A 21,675-nucleotide genomic window follows, 5' to 3' on the forward strand; every position below is an offset into this window, starting at 1 on the left:
CTAGGCCCGCCCACCACCTGACTCGGTCGGACACGAAGCGGGCTCGACCAGTCCCTCTCCGGGTGCCGTCGCCGCGACGGCACCCGGAGTCGACAGCACGTACACCACCCCGCCCACCAGCCCCGACAGCAGGAAGCTGCAGTCCACGCCGCCGGTGAACGCCAGGAGCGGGCCCTCGTACGACGGCAGGGACACCGCCAGCAGACCGGCGGCCGCGCCCACCGCCCAGGCCGCCGTGGCCGGGACGTTCCAGCCGGCCCGGTACCAGTACGCGCCGCCGCGGGCCCGGCGGTTGAAGACCTGGAGCGCGTCGGCGTCGTACACCCCGCCGCAGCGGGCGAAGCCGATCATCGTGATGACCGCCCACGGCGTGCCGATCGCCGTCAGCAGCAGCACGAACGACGTCATCGCCGACTGCGCGTCCCAGGCGTAGTGCCCGACGAAGACACAGGCCGTGGCGACGACGGCGACGGCGCAGGTGGCCCGGGCCCGGGAGGCGCGCGGCAGGATGGCGTCCAGGTCCAGGCCCATGGAGTACAGCATCAGCCCCGCGTTGCCGACCGAGCCCGCGGAGGCGGCGAGCAGCAGCGGGACCAGGTACCAGGTGGGTGCGGCGTCGACCAGCGGCCCGGCGTAGTCCAGGGCGGCGCGGGCGGCGTAGGACGTGAAGGTGCCGAAGAGCTGCGGCACCAGCAGGCCCAGCATCAGCCCCAGCCAGGTCGCGTGCAGTACCCGGCGGGAGGAGAAGCGGGCCGGAGAGATGTATCGGGTGTAGTCGCCGAGCAGTGTGATGAAGGCGACCGGCCCGGACAGTCCGGCGGCCACGGCCGCGAGCAGCCACGTCGGCCAGAACCCGCCCAGCAGATACCCGCCCGCCTCCGGCAGCGCGGCGGTCGTGAAGTCGGGGGCGTAGGCGATCACGCCCAGGACCAGCAGGGCGGTCATGCCGAAGGCCAGCACCCGGGACATGGCGAGCAGCACCCGGTAGCCGTAGACCGCGCCCGCGACGGTCGCCGCGGCGAGCAGCCCGTAGACCACGGCGTACGCGGCCCCGCCCTGCGGCAGGTCCAGGAGCCGGCCGAGGACGCCCATCATCACGTCGCCGCCGATCCACACGGTCAGCGCGGTGTAGCCGAGGGCGAGGAGCAGGCCGACCACCGAGCCGACCAGCCGTCCGCGCACGCCGAACTGGGCGCCGGACGACGTGGACAGGTTGGTGCCGGTGCGCAGGGAGACCAGGGCCAGTGGAGCCGTGAAGACGGTACCGACGACCGTACCCGCCACCACCGAGCTGACCGACGCCCACCAGTCGAGGCCGAAGGACGGCGGCAGCCAGCCGAAGACGATCACTCCCAGGCAGAGGTTGGACCCCAGCAGGATCGAGACCAGGTCCCGGGGCCCGCTGGTGCGTTCCCCCTCGGGGATGGTGTCGACTCCGCGCTGTTCTATCGGCATGGCTGGTCTCCTTCGACGGCCGCCTGATGAGGTTTAGAGCGACGTTCAATGTGACGTCTGCCCTGTCGGTCCGTCAATCCTTCCGTCACATGAATCGCAGGTTTAGAGTGGTGCTCTAATGTCATGTCGGCAAGGAGGTACCGCGTCGTGAGACTGACTCCCACGGAACGCGACCGGCTGCTGCTCTTCGGGGCGGCCGAGCTGGCCCGCGCCCGACGCGCGCGCGGGCTCAGGCTGAACGTGCCGGAGGCGACCGCGCTGATCGCGGACACCGTGTGCGAGGCCGCCCGCGACGGTGCCCGCCTCGCGGAGGCGATCGAGCGCGCCCGGTCCGTACTCGGCCCGGACGACGTGCTGCCCGGTGTCGCGGACGTGGTCACCGAGGTGCATGTGGAGGCCGTCTTCGACGACGGCTCCCGGCTCGCGGTGGTCTCCGGCCCCATCGGGGGCGGGGCGCTCGGACCGGCGGGGCCGGGAGCCCTGCTGCCGGGCCCCGGACACGCCGAACCCGAGGCCGCGGTGCGCGTCCCGGTCACCAACACCGCGACCGTGCCGGTCTCCGTGACCTCGCACTTCCACTTCTTCGAGGCCAACCCGCGGCTGGACTTCGACCGCGAGCGGGCCTACGGCATGCGGCTCGCCGTCCCGGCGGGCTCCTCGGTGCGCTTCGGGCCCGGGGAGAGCGCCGAGGTCGGCCTGGTGCCCATCGGCGGTCGGCGCGTCGCGATCGGGTTCGCCGGTCTGGTCGACGGGCCGCTGGACGTGCCGGGGGCGAAGGCAGAGGCCCTGCGGCGGGCGGCGGCCTGCGGATATCTGGGCGTCGCACAAGAAGCATCCGAAGCATCCCAAGCCTCCCAAGCATCGGAAGCGTCGGAAGCACAGGGAGCCTCGGAAGCACAGGGAGCCTCGGAAGGAGGCGAGCGATGAGCCGCTCGAAGGGGCGCGAGATCAGCGAGTCGATCCACATCGACCCGCACGCCTACGCCGCCACCCACGGCCCCCGCGCCGGCGACCGCGTTCGCCTCGGCGACTCGGGGCTGGTGATCCGCGTCGAGTCCGACGCCCAGCGCTACGGCGACGAGTTCCTCGCCGGTTTCGGCAAGACCGCCCGCGACGGACTGCACCTCAAGGCCGCCGCCGTCCGGGAGACCTGCGACGTCGTCATCAGCAATGTCGTCGTGATCGACGCCGCTCAGGGGATCAGGAAGGTCTCCATCGGCATCCGCGAGGGCCGGATCTGCGGGATCGGCCGGGCCGGGAACCCCGACACCCTCGACGGGGTCGACGTCGTGGTCGGCACGGGCACGTCCATCGTCTCCGGCGAGGGCCTCATCGCCACCGCCGGCGCCGTCGACACCCACGTCCACCTGCTCTCCCCGCGCATCATGGAGGCGTCGCTCGCGTCCGGCGTGACGACGATCATCGGGCAGGAGTTCGGCCCCGTGTGGGGCGTCGGCGTCAACTCGCCCTGGGCGCTGAAGCACGCGTTCGGCGCGTTCGACGCCTGGCCGGTCAACATCGGGTTCCTGGGCCGGGGATCGTCGTCCGACCAGGCGCCCCTGATCGAGGCGCTGGCCGAGGGCGGCGCGTCCGGCTTCAAGGTGCACGAGGACATGGGCGCCCACACCCGCGCCCTCGACACCGCCTTGCGCGTCGCCGAGGAGCACGACGTCCAGGTCGCCCTGCACAGCGACGGCCTGAACGAATGCCTCTCCGTGGAGGACACCCTCCGCGTCCTGGAGGGCCGCACCATCCACGCCTTCCACATCGAGGGCTGCGGCGGCGGACACGTCCCCAACGTGCTGAAGATGGCCGGTGTCCCCAACGTCATCGGCTCCTCCACCAACCCCACCCTGCCCTTCGGCCGGGACGCGGTCGCCGAGCACTACGGCATGATCGTCTCCGTCCACGACCTGAAGACCGACCTGCCGGGCGACGCCGCCATGGCCCGCGACCGCATCCGCGCCGGGACCATGGGCGCCGAGGACGTGCTGCACGACCTGGGCGCGATCGGCATCACCTCCTCCGACGCGCAGGGCATGGGCCGGGCCGGCGAGACCGTCCGCCGCACCTTCGCCATGGCCGGGAAGATGAAGGCCGAGTTCGGCGCCCCGGACGACGACCACGACAACGAACGCGTCCTGCGCTACATGGCGAAGCTGACCATCAACCCCGCCATCGCCCACGGCCTCGCCCACGAGGTCGGCTCGATCGAGGTCGGCAAGCTCGCCGACATCGTCCTGTGGCGCCCGGAGTACTTCGGTGCCAAGCCGCAGCTCGTCCTCAAGTCGGGCTTCCCGGCGTACGGCGTGGTCGGCGACCCCAACGCGGCCACCGACACCTGCGAACCCCTGGTGCTGGGCCCGCAGTTCGGCGCGCACGGCGCCACGCCCGCCGACATATCGGTGGCCTTCGTCGCCCAGGCCGCCCTCGACCAGGGCGGCGACACGATGCCGACCCGCCGCCGCAGGGTCGCGGTGCGCGGCACGCGCGGCATCGGCCCGGCCGACCTGCGCCTGAACTCCCGTACCGGCGCGGTCGACGTCGACCAGCGCACCGGCCTGGTCACCCTGGACGGCGACCCGCTGCGCTCCGAACCGGCCGAGTCCGTCTCCCTCAACCGCCTCTACTTCCTGTGAAGGTACCCACCATGACCGCTGCCGCCGACGGCTTCCGCATGCCCCCCGAATGGGCCCCGCACGAGCGCACCTGGATGGCGTGGCCGGGCCCCAACCACACCTTCGAGGACCCCGAGGACCTGGCCGCCGCGCGTATCGCCTGGGCGTCGGTGGCCCGTGCCGTCCGCCGCTTCGAGCCGGTCACGGTGGTGTGCGGTCCGGGACAGTCGGCGGAGGCACGCGCCCTGCTGGGCGACGGCGTCGACACGGTCGAACGCGACCTGGACGACGCCTGGATGCGCGACATCGGCCCCACCTTCCTCACCGACGGCACCGAACTGGCCGCCGTCGACTGGACCTTCAACGGCTGGGGCGCCCAGGAGTGGGCCCGCTGGGAGCACGACGCGAAGATCGGCGCGTACGTCGCCGACCTCGCCGGCGCCCGCACGTACACCTCCCCGCTGGTCAACGAGGGCGGCGGCATCCACGTCGACGGCGAGGGCACCGTCCTGCTCACCGAGACCGTGCAACTCGGGCCCGAGCGCAACCCCGGCTGGACGAAGGAGCGGGTCGAGGCGGAGATCCACGCCCACCTCGGCACCCGCAAGGCGATCTGGCTCCCGCGCGGCCTCACCGGCGACTACCCCCCGCACGGCTTCGGCACCCTCGGCCACGTCGACATCGTCGCCGCCTTCGCCGCCCCCGGCGTCGTCGTCGCCCACCACCAGCCCGACCCGGCCCACCCCGACCACGAGGTGACCAAGGAGGCCATCGGCATCCTGCGCTCGGCCACCGACGCCCGGGGGCGCCGTCTGGAGGTCGTCGAGGTACCCGCCCCGACCGTCCTGGAGACCGACGGCCACTGGGCGGACTACTCCTACATCAACCACTACCTCTGCAACGGCGGCGTCGTGCTCTGCGGCTTCGACGACCCGCGCGACGAGATCGCGGCCGGCGTCTTCCGCCGGCTCCACCCGCGGCGCACGGTGACCCTGGTGGACGCGCGCACGATCTTCGCGGGCGGCGGCGGCATCCACTGCATCACGCAGCAGCAGCCGAAGACGGGCTGACGGCGGGGCGACGGCGGTGATCGGGTAGAACGTACGGGTGGATGTACTGCTCCGCACGGCCTGCGGACACCGACTGACCGAGCCGCCGCGTCTTCTGCCCGAGGTGCCACCGCACCCGGAGCACGACGGACCCAAGCACCCGGACGGCTCGCGGCCCGCCCCGCCGGCCCTGCCGCCCGGCAGCTACGCGGTGGCCCCCGAGCCGAGCGGGGCGCCGTACGTGCCGCACCCGGCCCCGGAGTGGGAAGGGGCGGACCTGCCGGGCAACCCGGACGTCCGGGAGGCGGGAGGCCGCGGAGCGCTCGGCACGGAAGGACCCAACCAGGTGTGCGGGGGGTGCGGAGCAGCGGTGGCCACCTGGCACAGCGAGTGCTACGGGCCGTGGGAGATCCGCTTCCTGCCGGACGCGGTCCGGGGGGCCTCCGCATGAGCACCCCCGGCGCCCGCCGCCGCAACACCGCCCCGCCGCGCGAGGACGTCCTCGCCGCCGCCATGGAGATGATCGCCGAACGCGGCCTGGAGAAACTCACCATGGCGGCACTCGGCCGCGAGGTCGGCATGAGCAGCGGCCACCTCCTCTACTACTTCCACTCCAAGGACGAACTGCTGCTGCGCACCCTGGAGTGGAGCGAGGGCCGGCTCGGAGCCGAACGCGGCCGCCTGCTCACCCGTCCCGGAACAGCCCGCGAACGCCTCGACTGCTACGTCGACCTGTACGTCCCCGACGGGCACCGCGACCCGCACTGGACGCTGTGGCTGGAGGTCTGGAACCGCTCGCAGAACGCCGCCGACGAGGCCCGCGACCGGCAGGCCGCCATCGAGGGCGCCTGGCACCGCGACCTGGTCGCACTGCTCGCCGAAGGCGTCTCGCGAGGCGAGTTCCGTCCCGTCGACCCCGACCGCTTCGCCTCGCGGCTGCGCGCCCTCCTCGACGGCTTCGCCATCCACGTGGCGATCGGGCTGCGCGGGACGGACCGGGAGAGGGTTCTCGGCCATGTGCGGGAGTTCCTGGACGAGAGCCTGGCCGGGGGCGCCTGATCGTGCGCCCGGGTGGTGCGCCCGGGACGCGTGGCCCCGCGGTGGATCGCCCAGCACCGCGTTCGCATCCTGAGACGGTAAGTGAGCACGGGGGCGGTCTGTGCCAGACTGCTCCCGTGCTCTCGTTCGCCATGATTATTGGCAGCAGGCGCGCCGGTCCGCAGTGACCACCGCGTACGACCAGGTACGGGTGGACACCGTCGTCCTCGACCCGCGCGCAGACCTCTCGCACCCGCGAGAGGTTTTTCGTTTTCCTGGCCCACCCCCAGCCGGGAAGAGAGCGTGCGGGATCATTGACGGACGGTGGAACCGGTCATTCCGGTAGACCGAGATCCCATACAGGAGTCTTCAGATCATGACCGCAACCAGCGAACTCGACGATTCGTTCCACGTCTTCGACACCACCCTGCGCGACGGCGCGCAGCGCGAGGGCATCAACCTCACGGTCGCGGACAAGCTGGCCATCGCACGGCACCTGGACGACTTCGGTGTGGGCTTCATCGAGGGCGGCTGGCCCGGCGCGAACCCGCGGGACACCGAGTTCTTCGCCCGTGCGCAGCAGGAGATCGACTTCAAGCACGCCCGGCTGGTCGCCTTCGGCTCCACCCGCCGCCCGGGCGCGACCGCCGCAGAGGACCACCAGGTCAAGGCGCTCCTGGAGTCCGGCGCCCAAGTGATCACCCTGGTCGCCAAGTCCCACGACCGGCACGTCGAACTCGCCCTGCGCACCACGCTCGACGAGAACCTCGCGATGGTGCGGGACACTGTCTCCCACCTCGTCGCGCGGGGCCGCCGGGTCTTCGTCGACTGCGAGCACTTCTTCGACGGCTACCGCGCCAACCCCGAGTACGCGAAGGCTGTCGTCCGCGCCGCCTCGGAAGCGGGCGCCGACGTGGTCATCCTGTGCGACACCAACGGCGGCATGCTCCCGGCGCAGATCCAGGCCGTGGTCGGCACGGTGCTGGCCGACACCGGTGCCCGGCTCGGCATCCACGCCCAGGACGACACCGGCTGCGCCGTCGCCAACACCCTCGCCGCGGTCGACGCGGGCGCGACCCACGTCCAGTGCACGGCGAACGGCTACGGCGAGCGCGTCGGGAACGCCAACCTGTTCCCGGTCGTGGCCGCGCTGGAGCTGAAGTACGGCAAGCGGGTCCTGCCCGAGGGCCGGCTGCGTGAGATGACCCGCATCTCCCACGCCATCGCCGAGGTCGTCAACCTCACCCCCTCCACCCACCAGCCCTACGTCGGCGTCTCCGCCTTCGCGCACAAGGCCGGGCTGCACGCCTCCGCGATCAAGGTCGATCCCGACCTGTACCAGCACATCGACCCCGAGCTGGTCGGCAACACCATGCGGATGCTGGTCTCCGACATGGCCGGCCGCGCCTCCATCGAACTCAAGGGCAAGGAACTCGGCATCGACCTCGGCGGCGACCGCGAGCTGGTCGGCCGGGTGGTCGAGCGAGTGAAGGAACGCGAGCTGTCGGGCTACACCTACGAGGCCGCGGACGCGAGCTTCGAACTCCTGCTGCGCGCGGAGGCCGAGGGCAGCCCCCTCACGTACTTCGACGTCGAGTCCTGGCGCTCGATCGCCGAGGACCGCCCCGACGGCACCCACGCCAACGAGGCCACGGTCAAGCTCTGGGCCAAGGGCGAGCGCATCGTCGCCACGGCCGAGGGCAACGGCCCGGTCAACGCCCTGGACCGCGCCCTGCGGGTCGCCCTGGAGAAGATCTACCCGGAGTTGGCCAAGCTCGATCTGGTCGACTACAAGGTCCGCATCCTTGAGGGCGTGCACGGCACCCAGTCCACGACCAGGGTCCTCATCTCCACGAGCGACGGGGCGGGGGAGTGGTCCACGGTGGGTGTCGCGGAGAACGTCATCGCCGCCTCCTGGCAGGCTCTGGAGGACGCGTACACGTACGGGCTGCTGCGGGCGGGGGTCGCGCCCGCCGGGTGATCCGGTGTCCCGGCCGGGTTCCTCACCCGTACTGATGTCTTATTGAGGTCGATTCGGGTACTTTCGAACGTATGAAGGACGCACGTGTTCGAGTCCTCATACGCCTCCTGGTCGCGCCGGTCATCGCCGCGCTGGCGGTGCTGATGGCCGGTGCGCCCGGCGCGCAGGCGGCCACCGACGTCTCCGAGATCGGCGCGGCCCTGCGCGAGAGTCCCGTGTACGTGGACCCGGCCGCCTCCGACCTGCTGTGGTCGGCGGACGCCGAGGCGCTCGCCGACAAGATCGAGGACGCGAACGAACCGGTCTTCGTGGCGGTCCTCCCCGCCGGTTACCCGACCGAGAACCTCTTCCAGAACCTCCGCACCGAGACCGGCATCACCGGCCTGTACGGCGTCCGGCTCGGCGACGAGTTCGACGCACGCGCCGACAGCAGGGTGCTGAGCCGCCAGGGCGTGGACAACCTGGTCACGGCCGCGCAGGGCGCGGGCGACGCCAAGGCCCAGCTGAACGACTTCGTGGACGACGCGCTGCGCAGCGTGCGCGGCTCCGCACCCTCGTCCTGGGACTCCGGCGACGCCTCGGTGCCGACCGGCGCGCTGATCACCGCCGGCGCGGTCGTGGCCGTCGGCGGCGCGAGCGTCTACGCGCTCTCCCGGCGCAACCGGCACCGCCGCGAGGAGGAGCAGCGGGCGGCACTGGAACGGCTGCGGGTGGTGGTCGACGAGGACATCACCGCGTTCGGCGAGGAACTGGACCGCCTGGACTTCCACCCGGCCGAACCGCGCGCCGACGACGCGATGCGTACGGACTACGAACGCGCCCTCGACGCCTACGAGCAGGCCAAGACGTACATGGCGGACGCCCGGAAACCCGAGGACGTCCGCGCCGTCACCCAGGCCCTGGAGGACGGCCGCTTCTCCCTCGCGCAGCTCGCCGCCCGCCGTGAGGGCAGGCAGCTGCCCGAACGCCGCCCGCCCTGCTTCTTCGACCCGCGCCACGGCCCGTCGGTCGCCGACGTCACCTGGACCCCGCAGGGCGGCACCACCCGCCAGGTCCCGGTCTGCGCCGCCGACCAGACCCGTCTCTCCGACGGCCGGGACCCGATGATCCGCGAGGTGGACACCGAGTACGGCCGCCGCCCCTACTGGGACGCGGGCCCGGCCTACGGCCCCTGGGCGGGCGGCTACTTCGGCGGCGGCATCCTGCCCGGCCTGCTGGTCGGCACCATGCTGGGCAGCATGATGGCGGGCCCCGCCTACGGAGCCGGTTACGGTTCCGGCTACGGCGACTTCGGCGGCTACGAGGGCGGCGACGTCTCCGGCGCGGACTTCGACACCGGCGACTTCGGGGGCGGTTTCGGCGACTTCGGCGGAGGCGGCGGTTTCGGCGGCGGAGGCGACTTCGGCGGAGGCTTCTGACGGGGCGGCCCCGACGTGCCCCGCCGCCGCACCGGCCCGGAGTCAGACCGGCGTCGACCGGGAGGACCGGGAGGACCGGGACGTCCGCGCAGCCGACGCCGCGACGGCGAGAGCAAGGGCGGAGGCGACCAGCCCCGCGCTGACCCACACCGGCGACCGGTACCCGAACCCCGCACTGATCGCCGCACCCCCGGCCCACGGACCCAACGCCGCCCCCACATTGAACGCGGCCGTCGCGAAGCCCCCGGCCAGCGTGGGCGCACCCGGTGCCGCGTACAGCACCTGCGAGATGAGCGTGGAGCCGACCCCGAAGGACAGGGCGCCCAGCAGGAACACGAGCCCGAGGGCCGGTACCGGGTTACCGGCGCCGAGCGCGAGCACGCACCACCCGGCGCACAGCACGGCACTGCCCGCCGTCACCACCAGCACCGGACGACGGTCGGCGAACCGCCCGCCCGCACTCACCCCGGCGAACGCCCCCGCCCCGAACAGTGCCAGCACGCCGGGCACCCACGCGTCGTCGAGCCCGCCGACCTCGGTGGCCAGCGGCGCGAGATACGTGAACGTACAGAAGGTCGCCCCGTTCACCAGGGCGCCCAGCAGCAGCGTGACCAGGAGGTGCGGGCTGCGCAGTGCCCGCACCTCGCCCCGCAGCGGGGGACGAGCGACATCGGCGGCCCCGCCCGGAACCGACCGGGCGACCGCCACCACGGCGGGCACCGACAGCAGCGCCACCGCCCAGAACGCCGACCGCCAGCCCCACAACTGCCCGAGCAGCGCCCCGGCGGGCACTCCGACCACGCAGGCCAGCGTGACCCCGGCGAGCAGTGTGGACGTGGCCCGCCCCTTGGCCTCCGGCCCGACCATGCCCGTGGCGGCCACCAGGGCGACGGCCAGGAACCCGGCGTTGGCCAGCGCCCCGACCACCCGCGTGGCCAGCAGCACTCCGAAACTGTCGGTGACGGCACCGACGACATGGACGGCGAGGAAGACGATCAGGAAGCCCAGCAGGGCGCCCCGTCGTGACCAGCGCCGGCCGAGCGCCGCCATCAGCGGCGCCCCGATGACCATGCCCACCGCGAAGGCGGAGGTCAGCGCCCCCGCCGCCGGCACGGTGACCTGTAGATCCCTGGCGATGTCCGGCACCAGCCCGGACAGCATGAACTCGGATGTTCCCTGGGCGAACACGGCAAGGCCCAGCAGAAGAAGAGCGAACGGCATGAAGAGAACCCCGCACCCGGAAGTCGACGTCGAACACGACACGGCGGACGGTCGTCCGGTGGGCGGCGGTGGAGACAGCGGCGACTACGGGTACACGCGCGGCGCGTCCCTCAGCCCGGCATCACGAACAGCCACCGGAGGACCGGTGGCCGGAGTCTGGACGCTTCGGGGCTGTTCACGTCGGGCAGATTAGCGCCTCTCGGCGCAGGGCACGACCGAATAGTCGGCGGCGGACCGCGTGGACCGGGTCCGCGACCCGCCCCCGCCCCCGCCCCCACGCCGGACGACGACGACCGCCGCGAGGCCGACGGCCAGGCCGAGCGCGGTCTGCACGCCGAAGGGTTCACCGAACATGAGGGCGCCCCACACGGCCGTGACCGGGGCCATGAGGAACATGAGGGTGTTGACCTCGGTGATTCCGGACCGTCGCAGGATCAGCCAGTACAGCCCGTAGCCGCCGAAGGTGGGCAGCACCACGAGCCAGGCGGTCGCCACCCAGAACGAGGAGTCGGCGGGCGGGGCAGCGGCCCCGACGCCGACCGCCATGCCCGAGAAGAGGACGGCGCTGGTCACGCAGTGGATCGTCAGCGCCACCCGGGGCTGGACCGGCGCGCGTGAGCGGCCCTCCAGGAAGGTCGCCGCCACCAGGGACAGCATGCCGAGGAAGGGCACGAGGTACGCCCACCAGGCCACGTCCGCTCCCGCCGCCGCGGCGTCGGCGACCGTGACCGTGGCGACGCCGGCCAGCCCCAGCCACAGTCCGAGCCACTGCCGGCGCGAGACGTACTGCCGCAGCAGGGGGCCGGCGAGCGCACCGGCGACGAGCGGCTGGACGCCGTCGATCAGGGCGGTGGTGCCGCTGGAGACACCGAGCTGGATGGCGTAGTAGACGCTGAGCAGATACCCGCTCTGCGACAGCGCGCCGATGGCGATCTGCCGGCCGGCGTCGCGGAGCGTCAGGCCCCGCCACGCCGCGCGGGAGACGGCCGCGGCGGCGACGAGGGCCACGGCGAGCGGCAGGAAGCGCCACATCAGGAGCGTGGTCGCGTCCGCCGTCCCGGCGCCGAGCTTGGCGCCGATGAAGCCGGAGCTCCAGCACAGTACGAAGGCGACCGAGAGCAGGGATTTCACGTCGACCACTTCCGGAATCCAGTAGACAGATCGGTTTACTTGCGTTCCGGGTGCCCACTATACAGGTCGGTATACTCGTGAAATATGGAGCCTTTGGAGAACCAGGAGAAGCCGCACCGCGTCCGCATGACGCCCGGTGCGCGACGCGTTCTGGCAGCCGCCGAGCGGCTGTTCTACGAGCACGGCATCCATGCCGTGGGCGTGGACCTCATCGCCGCCGAGGCCGGGGTGACCAAGAAGACGCTGTACGACCGGTTCGGCTCGAAGGAGCAGATCGTCGTGGAGTACCTGGCCGGGCGCGACGAGCGCTGGCGGGAGCTTCTGGCCGGCCGTCTGGAGGCGGCCTCGGGGCAGGCGCCGACCGCCCGGGTCCTGGCCGTCTTCGAGGCCTCGCGCGCGTGGGCGGCGGAGTACGGCGCCAAGGGATGCAGCATGATCAACGCCCACGCGGAGATCAGCGACCCGGCCCACCCGGCGTACCCGGTCATCACCGGGCAGAAGCGGTGGATGCTCGACCTGTTCACCCGCCTCGCCCGGGAGACCGGCGCGGCCGGCGCGGACCGGCTGGCGCGCTCACTGATGCTGCTGCACGAGGGCGCGCTGGTCACGCACGGGCTGGGCGTCTTCCCCGACCCCTTCGGCCAGGCCCTCGACCAGGTGCGGGACCTGCTGGAGAACGGAGCGGCGGCCGGGCGGGACACACCGCTACGGTGAGCCCATGCCGTCCACCGCCGCGCTCCTCGTCATCGACATGCAGAACGCCATGGTCGCCATGGCGCACCGGGCCGCCGAGACGGTCGCCGTGATCGCGGGGCTGAGTGAGCGGGCCCGGGCGGCCGGTGTGCCGGTGGTGACGGTCCGGCACCGGGGCGAGGAGGTCGTGCCCGGCACCGAAGGATGGCGGGTCGTGCCCGAGCTGGCGCCGCGGGAGGGGGAGCCGGTCGTCGACAAGACGACCCCGGACGGCTTCCTGGCCACCGACCTCGACGAGACCCTCAAGGCGCTGGGCGTCACCGAGGTGATCGTGACCGGGTTCGCCACGGAGGTCTGCGTGGACACCACGGCACGGCAGGCGCTGAGCCGGGGGTACGACCTGGTCGTCGAGGCCGACGGGCACACCACGTCACGGCGGAGCGCGGCGGACGCCGAGGGTCTGGTGCCCGCGGACCGTTCGATCGCGCAGTACAACACGGTCTACCGGACGATCGGCTGGCCCGGCCGCCGTATCCGGGTCCGGGCCGCCGTCGGCGTGGACTTCACCGCCCCCGAGGGGGTGCCGGGCGTCACGCCTGCTTGATCGCCGAGATGTCGAAGTTCAGCTTGATCTTGTCGGAGACCAGGAAGCCGCCGGTCTCCAGGGCCGCGTTCCAGGTGAGGCCCCACTCCGAGCGCTTGATCTCCGCCTTGCCCTCGAAGCCGACGCGCTCGTTTCCGAACGGGTCCTTGGCGGCGCCGTTGAACTCCAGGTCGATGGTGAGCGGTTTGGTGGTGCCGAGGATCGTGAGGTCGCCGGTGACGCGGTAGTCGTCGCCGCCCAGGGCCTCCGCCCCGGTGGAGCGGAAGGTCATCTTCGGGAACTCGTCCGTCTTGAAGAAGTCCGAGCCCTTGAGGTGGCCGTCGCGATCGGCGGACCCGGTGTCCACGCTGTCCATCGTGATGTCGAGGGACGCGGTGGAGCGGCTCGGGTCGGCGCCGTCCAGGTGCAGGGCGCCGCTGAAGTCGAGGAACTTGCCCTTGACGTTGGTGACCATGGCGTGGCGTGCCGTGAAGCCGATCGTGGTGTGCGCGGGGTCGATCGTGTACTCGCCGGTCAGGGTGGTGAGGTCGGGGGTGGTGGTCATGGCGTCCTCCGGGAAGGGTCGAGTCGTGATGTTGAATGTTCAACCAGTTCAACGGTCCCGACTGTAGACCTATTCCGTTCAACCTTCAACGGTTACGCGCGGGGTGGCGGCGATGCCTGCGGCGCCGGCCGCGTGTGGACGTACAGCTGCCGCCGGTCGCCGACGTCGACGGGCTTGGGCAGCGGAAGTTCGTACCGCACCGGCATGCTGTGGTCCGCGAACTGCCGGCGCGGGTTGTAGACCTGGTTGAACTTCCACAGCATGCGGGCGAAGTTCGTCTGCCCGTGCAGCAGGTTCCGGCCGAGGATCCGGGCCGCGCCGAACGCCGTCCGCAGGCCCAGGTGCTTGCGGTTGATCACGGCCTGGGTGCGCACCAGCTCCTCGTAGAACCGGTCCAGCGGCAGCGTGGTCGGCACCACGGCGTGCTGGATGTCGAAGAGGCGGTAGTCGCGGGTGGTGAGGCGGCGTGACTCGGTGTGCCAGATCTCCGTCCCCGGGTACGGCGTCATCACCGTGAAGTGCACGATCTCCGGCACCGACAGCGCGAACTCCCGCACCACCCGGAAGCGCTCCTCGTCCCAGGCCGGGTCCACGATGAGGTTGATGGCGACCTGGATGCCCAGGCGCCGGGCCGTCTCCAGCGCCCGGAAGTTCTCGTCCGGGCTGATCCGCTTGCGGAACAGGTCCAGGCCCTCGGCGTCGATGGCCTCCATGCCCAGGAACATGTAGCGCAGGCCGAGCCTCGCCCACCGCTCGAAGACCTCGGGGTGGCGCAGCAGCACGTCGCTGCGCGTCTCCAGGTAGTACTGCTTGCGGATGCCGCGCCGTTCCACCTCGGCGGCGATGGCGTTGCCGTGCTCGGGCCGGATGAAGGCCACGTCGTCCACGATGAAGACGTTGGGCTCGCGGATCCTCGCCAGGTCCTCGGCCGCGGCCTCGGGGGAGGCCTTGCGGTAGCTGCGGCCGTAGAACGTCCAGGCGGAGCAGAAGGAGCAGTCCCAGGGACAGCCGCGGGTGAACTCGATGGAGGCGCACGGGTCCAGCTCGCCGATGAAGTAGCGGCGCCGGTTGCGCATCAGGTCGCGGGCCGGCAGCGGAGAGTCGATGCCGTGCATCATCAGCGGCGCGGGCCCCCGCCCGGCGGTGGTGATGATCCCGGGAACGTCCTCCACACCGCCGTCGCGCACCGCCTCCAGCAGCGGCGCGATCACCGGTTCGCCCTCGCCCCGGACCACCGCGTCCACCGCCCCGGCCGCCTGTTCCAGCACGTCCTCGGCGACGAAGGAGACGCTGTGCCCGCCGAAGAAGACGAAGCAGCCGGGGACCTCCCGCTTCACCTTCGCCGCCAGGTCGATCGCCTCCGGGATGTTCGCCAGGTAGTTCAGCGAGACGCCGAGGGCCTCCGGCCGGAAGGACCGCACCTCGTCCCGCAGAGTCGCCAGGTCCAGCACCTGGAGGTCCACGACCCGGACCTCGTGCCCCGCCTCGCGGGCCGCGCCCGCCACCCGTTCGAGCCCCAGGGGCTCCAGGCGCAGGAAGATCTCGGAGTACAGCAGGGCGCTGGGATGGACGAGCAGCAGGCGCATGGTCACCTCGTCGCGGGTCGGAGCGCACCGGAACGGAGGCGAACCGGAACGGCGGGCAGGCCTCCCCTTGGTAACCCGGCGGACCCCGCCCCGCAGCACGCGTACCGCCGCCTGGCGGACCCCGGAACGGGGAAGGGTCATGGGCATGACCCCCAAGTGGCCGTACGCACGCCGAACCGGCGCCGAACCCACCCGCCGCACCGTCCTGTTCGCGACCGCCCTGGCCGCCGTGCTCACCCCGGCCCTCGGCACCCGCGCCCTCGGCGCCCCCGCCGCGGCCGCCGCCGACCCCTACGACACCCTCCGCCGGCGCTGGCTCGGCATCGCCCTCGGCGACGGCTACGACCCGGCCGCCGAACCGTACGCCTCCCGCCTCGCCGGAACCGGCGAACGCGCCCGCGCCCACCGCGCCACCATGGCCCCCAGCCCCACCTCCCTGTGGCCCGGCCACCCCTTCGACCCGCCCGCCGGCATCACCTTCGCCTACGGCCGCCTGTGGACCATGACCGAGGCGTACGTCCAGCAGGGCACCGGCTCCACCGGGGACGAGGCCCTCCTCGCCGATATCCTGCGCGGCCTCGACCACCTCTCGGCCACCGTCTACAACCCGGGCACCACCCGCTACGGCAACTGGTGGGAATGGCAGATCGGCAGCCCCCGCCTCCTGATGGACATCACGGCCGCCCTGTACGACCACCTCGGCACCGACCGCGTCACCGCCGCCTGCGCCGCCGTCGACCACTTCGTCCCCGACGCGATGCTCGGCGACTACACCGGCACCTCCACCGGCGCCAACCGCGTCGACCTGTGCCGCTCCGTCGCCCTGCGCGGCGTCCTGGGCCGGGCCCCCGCCAAGATCGCCCTCGCCCGCGACGCGCTCTCGCCGGTCTTCCCGTACGTCACCAAGGGCGACGGCCTCTACGCCGACGGCTCGTTCGTCCAGCACACGTCGGTCGCCTACTCGGGGACGTACGGCCAGGTCGTGCTGGACGGACTCGGCCGGCTGTTCACCCTGCTCGCCGGTTCGGAGTGGGAGGTGACGGACCCCGGCAGGCAGATCATCCTCGACAGCGTCGAACACGCCTACGCGCCCCTCATCCACGACGGACTGGTGATGGACGGCGTCAACGGCCGTGCCATCAGCCGGGGCTACCTCAAGAGCGACGACCTGCACGTCATGCGCAGCGACCACTTTCACGGACAGCGGCTCATCGCCGCCATGGCGGTCCTCGCGGGTGGCGCGAGCGACGCCGAGCGCGCGCGCTGGTACGCGCGGATCAAGGGCTGGATCGAACGGGACACCGTCACCCCCGTCCTGACGGCGCCCCAGTTCCCGGTCGCCGACCTGGCCCGGCTGCACGAGATCGCGGAGGCCCCTGTCGAGGCCGCGCCCGAGCCCACCGGGCACCGCCTCTTCGCGGCCATGGACCGCGCCGTCCACCGCCGGCCCGCCTTCACCGCGGGCCTCGCCATGGCCAGTGACCGCATCGCCCACTACGAGTGCGGCAACGGCGAGAACCCGCGCGGCTGGCACACCGGCGCGGGCATGCTCGGCTGGTGGGCGAACGGCGCCGCCTCCGACCAGTACACGGACTGGTTCTGGCCCACCGTCGACTGGTACCGGCTGCCCGGCACCACCGTCTCCACCAAGCGCCTGCCCGACCGGGCGGGCGGCGAATGGGGCGCACCCAAACCGGACGCCCGCTGGGTCGGCGGCACGACCGACGGCGAGTACGCGGCCGTCGGACAGCACCTCAAGGGGCTCGGCTCGACCCTCGAAGCCCGCAAGTCCTGGTTCTTCCTCGACGACGAGGTGGTCTGCCTGGGCGCCGGCATCACCTGCGCGGACGGCGTCCCGGTCGAGACGGTCGTCGACAACCGCAACCTCGGGGAGGGCGGCGCCCAGGCCCTCGTCCGCGGCCGGGACTGGGCCCACCTGGAGGGCCACGGCGGCTGGATCGTGCCCGAGGGCGAGCTGCGGACCCTGCGCGAGGACCGCACCGGCGCCTGGTCCGACATCAACACCACCAGCACGACCGAGCGCCGCACCCGCCGCTGGCAGACCCTCTGGCTGGACCACGGCACGGACCCGGCCGACGCGGACTACGTCTACGTCCTCATGCCGGGCGCTTCCCGCCGGGACGTCGCACGCCGCGCCGCCGACCGCCGCCGCCTCACGGTCCTCGCCAACGACGACCGCTGCCAGGCGGTCGCCGTCCCCCCGCTCGGCCTCACGGCCGCGAACTTCTGGCAGTCCGGCACGGCGGGCCCGCTCACCGCGACGGCGGGGGCGAGTGTGCTGATCCGCCGCAGGGGCCGTACCGCTACCCTCTGCGTGAGCGAACCACCGCGCACGGGAGAGCCCCTGGAGATCATCTGGGACCACCCGGTGCGGGCGACGGTACGGGCCGACGAGACGGTCGAGATCGTCGCGACAGGCCGCCGACTGCACCTCCGCGTCACTCCAGGGGTGGTATGTACCACCCATGAATGTGAGGTGACTCTCAGCTGACGGCTTTGTGCGACTCCTACAAGCATCAGGCCCCCTGAGCAGTCGAAATGGCTGCATGTGGTGAGGGTTCTGTTCAGTGCTACCAGGAAAACGCGTTGGAGACTGTACGGAGTCGACGGCTCGCAATCCTTGGTCGGCTTCGTAGAGTCGCTACATGACCGTTTTGGATGAGGCGCCGGGTGAGCCGACGGACGCGCGCGGGCGAGTGGCCGAACTGCACGAGATCCGTGCGCAGGCACTGGCCGGGCCGAGCGAGAAGGCGACGGCGGCGCAGCACGCCAAGGGCAAGCTGACGGCACGGGAGCGCATCGAGCTGCTTCTGGACCCGAATTCCTTCCGCGAGGTCGAGCAACTGCGCCGGCACCGGGCCACCGGCTTCGGCCTGGAGGCCAAGAAGCCGTACACCGACGGTGTCATCACCGGTTGGGGCACGGTGGAGGGCCGCACGGTCTTCGTCTACGCGCACGACTTCCGGATCTTCGGCGGCGCGCTGGGTGAGGCCCACGCGACGAAGATCCACAAGATCATGGACATGGCCATCGCGGCCGGTGCCCCGCTGGTCTCCCTGAACGACGGCGCCGGCGCCCGCATCCAGGAGGGCGTCAGCGCCCTCGCCGGGTACGGCGGCATCTTCCAGCGCAACACCAAGGCGTCCGGGGTCATCCCGCAGATCAGCGTGATGCTCGGCCCGTGCGCGGGCGGCGCCGCCTACAGCCCCGCCCTCACGGACTTCGTCTTCATGGTCCGCGACACCTCGCAGATGTTCATCACCGGCCCGGACGTCGTCAAGGCCGTCACCGGCGAGGAGATCACCCAGAACGGCCTCGGCGGCGCCGACGTGCACGCCGAGACGTCCGGTGTCTGCCACTTCGCCTACGACGACGAGGAGACGTGTCTCGCCGAGGTCCGCTACCTCCTCTCGCTGCTCCCGCAGAACAACCGGGAGAACCCGCCGCGCACCGAGTCCGGCGACCCCGCGGACCGCCGCGGCGACACCCTCCTCGACCTGGTCCCGGCGGACGGCAACCGTCCGTACGACATGGCCAAGGTGATCGAGGAGCTCGTCGACGACGGCGAGTGCCTGGAGGTCCACGAGCGCTGGGCGCGCAACATCATCTGCGCCCTGGCCCGCCTGGACGGCCAGGTCGTCGGCATCGTCGCCAACCAGCCCCAGGCCCTCGCCGGCGTCCTGGACATCGAGGCCAGCGAGAAGGCCGCCCGCTTCGTGCAGATGTGCGACGCCTTCAACATCCCGATCATCACCCTCCTGGACGTACCCGGCTTCCTGCCGGGCGTCGACCAGGAACACGGCGGAATCATCCGCCACGGCGCCAAGCTGCTCTACGCCTACTGCAACGCGACCGTCCCGCGCATCTCGCTCATCCTGCGCAAGGCGTACGGAGGTGCTTACATCGTCATGGACAGCCAGTCCATCGGCGCCGACCTCACCTACGCCTGGCCGACCAACGAGATCGCCGTGATGGGCGCCGAGGGCGCGGCCAACGTCATCTTCCGCCGTCAGATCGCCGACGCCGAGGACCCCGAGGCCATGCGGGCCCGCATGGTCAAGGAGTACAAGGCCGAGCTGATGCACCCCTACTACGCGGCCGAGCGCGGTCTGGTCGACGACGTCATCGACCCGGCGGAGACCCGCGAAGTCCTCATCCGCTCCCTCGCGATGCTCCAGACCAAGCACGCCGACCTGCCCTCCCGCAAGCACGGCAACCCGCCGCAGTGACCCGAGGAGCCACGTCCATGTCCACTGCCGACATCCGCGTCGAGAAGGGCCACGCCGAGCCCGAGGAAGTCGCCGCCATCACGGCCCTCCTCATGGCCCGCGCCGCCGCCCACCCCGCCGAGATCGCCCCGACCCACGGCGGCGGCCCCGTCCGCGCGGGCTGGCGCCGCCTGGAACGCGAGCCGGGCTTCCGAGCACCGCACAGCTGGCGCTGACCTGAGCCCACGAAGAGGCCCCCTCCACCAGGAGGGGGCCTCTTCGCATCGCACGGGCGCTGTATGACGCCGGGCGGGGCAACGTGCCCAGGGGCGCGGGGCTGTGTCGATGTGCGGCTCCGCCGCGTGGGCGCGACCAGCCACGGACCACCCGCACCCGGCAACGAACCGCCCCCGGCAGCCCGGTGGCCGCAGGGGGCGTCGCGCATGCCCGCAGGCTGCGCGCGGCTAGCGCAGCCGCGCCATCAGGGCATGCTCCACGAGAGTGATGAGCGCGGACTTCGCATCGGCCCGATGCCGCGCGTCCGTCGTGATGATCGGCGTGTCCGGACCGATCTGCAGCGCCTCCCGGACCTCGTCCGGGTTGTACGGCTGCTGTCCGTCGAAGCCGTTCAGCGCGATCACGAACGGCAGACCGCTGTTCTCGAAGTAGTCGACGGCGGGGAAGCAGTCGGCGAGCCGCCTCGTGTCGACCAGAACGATCGCGCCGATGGCGCCGCGCACCAGGTCGTCCCACATGAACCAGAAGCGGTCCTGGCCGGGCGTACCGAAGAGGTACAGGATCAGGTCCTGGTCGAGCGTGATGCGTCCGAAGTCCATGGCGACCGTCGTGGTCGTCTTGTCCCCCGTGTGGGTGAGGTCGTCGATGCCCGCGGACGCGGATGTCATCACGGCCTCGGTGCGCAGCGGATTGATCTCCGAGACGGCGCCGACGAACGTCGTCTTGCCCACGCCGAATCCGCCCGCCACCACGATCTTCGCGGAAGTGGTGGAGCGGGAAGGCCCTCCGCTAGAGCTTGCGAAGTCCACTGAGCACCCTTTCGAGCAGTGTCACGTCTGGCTGGCCGCCGGCGTTCTCGTCGCCGCCGGGCTGATGGATGGCGACCAGGCCCGCCTCCGCCAAGTCGGCGACGAGAATCCTGGCCACACCGAGAGGGATCGTCAGGAGGGCCGAGACCTCGGCCACTGACTTGATCTCCCGGCAGAGGTTGCAGATCCGCTGATGCTCGGGCAGCTGGCCCTGCATCTGGTGCGGCTGTGCGGTGGTGTGCACCAGCGCCTCGATGGCGAGCTGGTACCGCGGCCTGGTGCGGCCGCCCGTCATGGCGTACGGGCGCACCAGGGGGTTGTTCGACGCCCCGGCGGGCGCCGGCTCAGGGGTGCGGCGCTGCGGCTGCACGGGCTGAATACGCGGAGCGTGCGGCTGGTCGTACGGCGAAGGGCCGGGGCCCTGCGGCGCGTACGGCTGCCGGTGGCTCGGCACGGAGGGGTAGCCGTATCCGTTTGCCGAGCCGTCGTTCTGACCCTGGCCAGGGCCGTACGACCAGTTGCCCGAAGACGGACCGCCTGGGGGTGTTGCCACTTTTTCCTCCTCCGACTGTGCCTGGCATCCATCACTGTGGAGCCGCGTCCCGAAACTTTACGGCCACGGGACGCCAAAACGCACCGTCTGTCCTTTAGTTGAGAAGGCTCCCTTGGAGCTCAGCCCGCAGATCCGGCGTCAGAACCGTGCCCGCACGGTCCACCAGAAGGGCCATCTCGTACCCAATGAGACCGATGTCCGCCTCCGGGTGTGCGAGAACCGCGAGGGACGAGCCGTCGGAAATGGACATGATGAAGAGGAATCCCCGCTCCATCTCCACAACCGTCTGGTTCACGCTGCCGCCCTCGAAGATGCGCGAGGCACCGGCGGTCAGCGAGGTCAGGCCGGAGGCGACGGCCGCGAGCTGATCGGCACGGTCGCGCGGGAACCCTTCGGACATCGCCAGAAGGAGTCCGTCGGCGGAGACCACCACCGTGTGGGACACCCCCGGGGTGTTGTCCACGAAGTTGGTGATCAACCAGTTCAGGTTCTGCGCCGCCTGGCTCATC

General features: G+C 71.8%; 20 protein-coding genes. 12 read left to right on the top strand and 8 right to left on the bottom strand.

Annotation, left to right across the window (positions count from 1 at the left end; genetic code table 11):
- Positions 1-1,455 (bottom strand): cytosine permease, encoded by a 1,455-nt coding sequence (locus ACFW48_RS24195; protein WP_386317795.1) that lies wholly within the window; start codon positions 1,453-1,455, stop codon positions 1-3.
- Positions 1,456-1,602: 147 nt separating this feature from the next.
- Here ACFW48_RS24195 and ureA point away from each other — a divergent pair, with 147 nt between their 5' ends.
- From ureA to ACFW48_RS24230, 7 genes are all read left to right on the top strand, one after another.
- Positions 1,603-2,382: an urease subunit gamma gene (gene ureA, locus ACFW48_RS24200; protein ID WP_386317797.1), complete on the top strand. Its 780-nt coding sequence runs from the start codon at positions 1,603-1,605 to the stop codon at positions 2,380-2,382.
- Positions 2,379-4,094 carry an urease subunit alpha gene (locus ACFW48_RS24205; protein WP_386317799.1) on the top strand — a complete coding sequence of 572 codons (1,716 nt, stop codon included), beginning with the start codon at positions 2,379-2,381 and terminating at the stop codon, positions 4,092-4,094. Before ureA ends, ACFW48_RS24205 begins: the two co-directional genes overlap by 4 nt.
- Positions 4,095-4,105: 11 nt before the next feature.
- Entirely contained in the window at positions 4,106-5,143 is a 1,038-nt protein-coding gene (locus tag ACFW48_RS24210; protein ID WP_386317801.1) for an agmatine/peptidylarginine deiminase, read from the top strand.
- A gap of 37 nt (positions 5,144-5,180) precedes the next feature.
- Entirely contained in the window at positions 5,181-5,573 is a 393-nt protein-coding gene (locus ACFW48_RS24215) for a hypothetical protein (RefSeq protein ID WP_386317803.1), read from the top strand.
- Complete coding sequence (locus tag ACFW48_RS24220; RefSeq protein ID WP_386317805.1) at positions 5,570-6,181, top strand: TetR/AcrR family transcriptional regulator; 612 nt, start codon at positions 5,570-5,572, stop codon at positions 6,179-6,181. Before ACFW48_RS24215 ends, ACFW48_RS24220 begins: the two co-directional genes overlap by 4 nt.
- 355 nt (positions 6,182-6,536) lie before the next feature.
- Positions 6,537-8,141: a citramalate synthase gene (gene cimA / locus ACFW48_RS24225; protein ID WP_386317807.1), complete on the top strand. Its 1,605-nt coding sequence runs from the start codon at positions 6,537-6,539 to the stop codon at positions 8,139-8,141.
- 71 nt (positions 8,142-8,212) lie between these two features.
- Positions 8,213-9,559 carry a hypothetical protein gene (locus tag ACFW48_RS24230; protein ID WP_386317809.1) on the top strand — a complete coding sequence of 449 codons (1,347 nt, stop codon included), beginning with the start codon at positions 8,213-8,215 and terminating at the stop codon, positions 9,557-9,559.
- 42 nt (positions 9,560-9,601) lie between these two features.
- Here ACFW48_RS24230 and ACFW48_RS24235 read toward each other — a convergent pair whose 3' ends face one another.
- Together ACFW48_RS24235 and ACFW48_RS24240 are read right to left on the bottom strand one after the other, a co-directional pair.
- A complete protein-coding gene (locus tag ACFW48_RS24235; protein ID WP_386317811.1) occupies positions 9,602-10,780 on the bottom strand; it encodes a Cmx/CmrA family chloramphenicol efflux MFS transporter in 1,179 nt (392 codons plus the stop codon).
- A gap of 189 nt (positions 10,781-10,969) precedes the next feature.
- Positions 10,970-11,911 (bottom strand): DMT family transporter, encoded by a 942-nt coding sequence (locus tag ACFW48_RS24240; RefSeq protein ID WP_386318019.1) that lies wholly within the window; start codon positions 11,909-11,911, stop codon positions 10,970-10,972.
- An 84-nt stretch (positions 11,912-11,995) separates the two neighbouring features.
- Between ACFW48_RS24240 and ACFW48_RS24245 the strand changes: the two genes are divergently transcribed.
- Positions 11,996-12,625 (top strand): TetR/AcrR family transcriptional regulator, encoded by a 630-nt coding sequence (locus tag ACFW48_RS24245; protein ID WP_386317812.1) that lies wholly within the window; start codon positions 11,996-11,998, stop codon positions 12,623-12,625.
- A 4-nt stretch (positions 12,626-12,629) separates the two neighbouring features.
- Positions 12,630-13,208, top strand: coding sequence for a cysteine hydrolase family protein (locus tag ACFW48_RS24250; RefSeq protein WP_386317814.1), 579 nt, complete (start codon positions 12,630-12,632; stop codon positions 13,206-13,208).
- On the opposite strand, the gene ACFW48_RS24255 is transcribed toward ACFW48_RS24250, so the two are convergent.
- Together ACFW48_RS24255 and hpnR are read right to left on the bottom strand one after the other, a co-directional pair.
- Positions 13,195-13,752, bottom strand: a complete 558-nt coding sequence (locus tag ACFW48_RS24255; protein ID WP_386317816.1) for a YceI family protein — start codon at positions 13,750-13,752, stop codon at positions 13,195-13,197. The genes ACFW48_RS24250 and ACFW48_RS24255 overlap by 14 nt on opposite strands.
- Before the next feature lie 92 nt (positions 13,753-13,844).
- Positions 13,845-15,338 carry a hopanoid C-3 methylase HpnR gene (hpnR, locus tag ACFW48_RS24260; RefSeq protein WP_386317818.1) on the bottom strand — a complete coding sequence of 498 codons (1,494 nt, stop codon included), beginning with the start codon at positions 15,336-15,338 and terminating at the stop codon, positions 13,845-13,847.
- A gap of 139 nt (positions 15,339-15,477) precedes the next feature.
- Between hpnR and ACFW48_RS24265 the strand changes: the two genes are divergently transcribed.
- The 3 genes from ACFW48_RS24265 to ACFW48_RS24275 all read left to right on the top strand — a co-directional run bounded on the left by ACFW48_RS24265 (position 15,478) and on the right by ACFW48_RS24275 (position 19,803).
- On the top strand, positions 15,478-17,850 hold the full coding sequence (locus ACFW48_RS24265; protein WP_386317820.1) for a polysaccharide lyase 8 family protein: 2,373 nt from the start codon (positions 15,478-15,480) through the stop codon (positions 17,848-17,850).
- Between the two features lie 154 nt (positions 17,851-18,004).
- The gene (locus ACFW48_RS24270; protein WP_386317822.1) at positions 18,005-19,588 is read left to right on the top strand and encodes an acyl-CoA carboxylase subunit beta; all 1,584 of its coding nucleotides are present in this window, start codon (positions 18,005-18,007) and stop codon (positions 19,586-19,588) included.
- Positions 19,589-19,605: 17 nt separating this feature from the next.
- Entirely contained in the window at positions 19,606-19,803 is a 198-nt protein-coding gene (locus ACFW48_RS24275) for an acyl-CoA carboxylase subunit epsilon (protein ID WP_386317823.1), read from the top strand.
- Between the two features lie 228 nt (positions 19,804-20,031).
- Here ACFW48_RS24275 and ACFW48_RS24280 read toward each other — a convergent pair whose 3' ends face one another.
- The 3 genes from ACFW48_RS24280 to ACFW48_RS24290 form a co-directional block, all read right to left on the bottom strand.
- Positions 20,032-20,613 carry an ATP/GTP-binding protein gene (locus tag ACFW48_RS24280; protein ID WP_009314218.1) on the bottom strand — a complete coding sequence of 194 codons (582 nt, stop codon included), beginning with the start codon at positions 20,611-20,613 and terminating at the stop codon, positions 20,032-20,034.
- Positions 20,594-21,166, bottom strand: a complete 573-nt coding sequence (locus ACFW48_RS24285; protein ID WP_053137547.1) for a DUF742 domain-containing protein — start codon at positions 21,164-21,166, stop codon at positions 20,594-20,596. Before ACFW48_RS24285 ends, ACFW48_RS24280 begins: the two co-directional genes overlap by 20 nt.
- Positions 21,167-21,260: 94 nt before the next feature.
- On the bottom strand, positions 21,261-21,674 hold the full coding sequence (locus tag ACFW48_RS24290) for a roadblock/LC7 domain-containing protein (RefSeq protein WP_004983065.1): 414 nt from the start codon (positions 21,672-21,674) through the stop codon (positions 21,261-21,263).
- Between the last annotated feature and the right edge of the window lies 1 nt (position 21,675).

The organism is Streptomyces sp. NPDC058812 (assembly GCF_042744565.1).
GTDB lineage: Bacteria > Actinomycetota > Actinomycetes > Streptomycetales > Streptomycetaceae > Streptomyces > Streptomyces thinghirensis.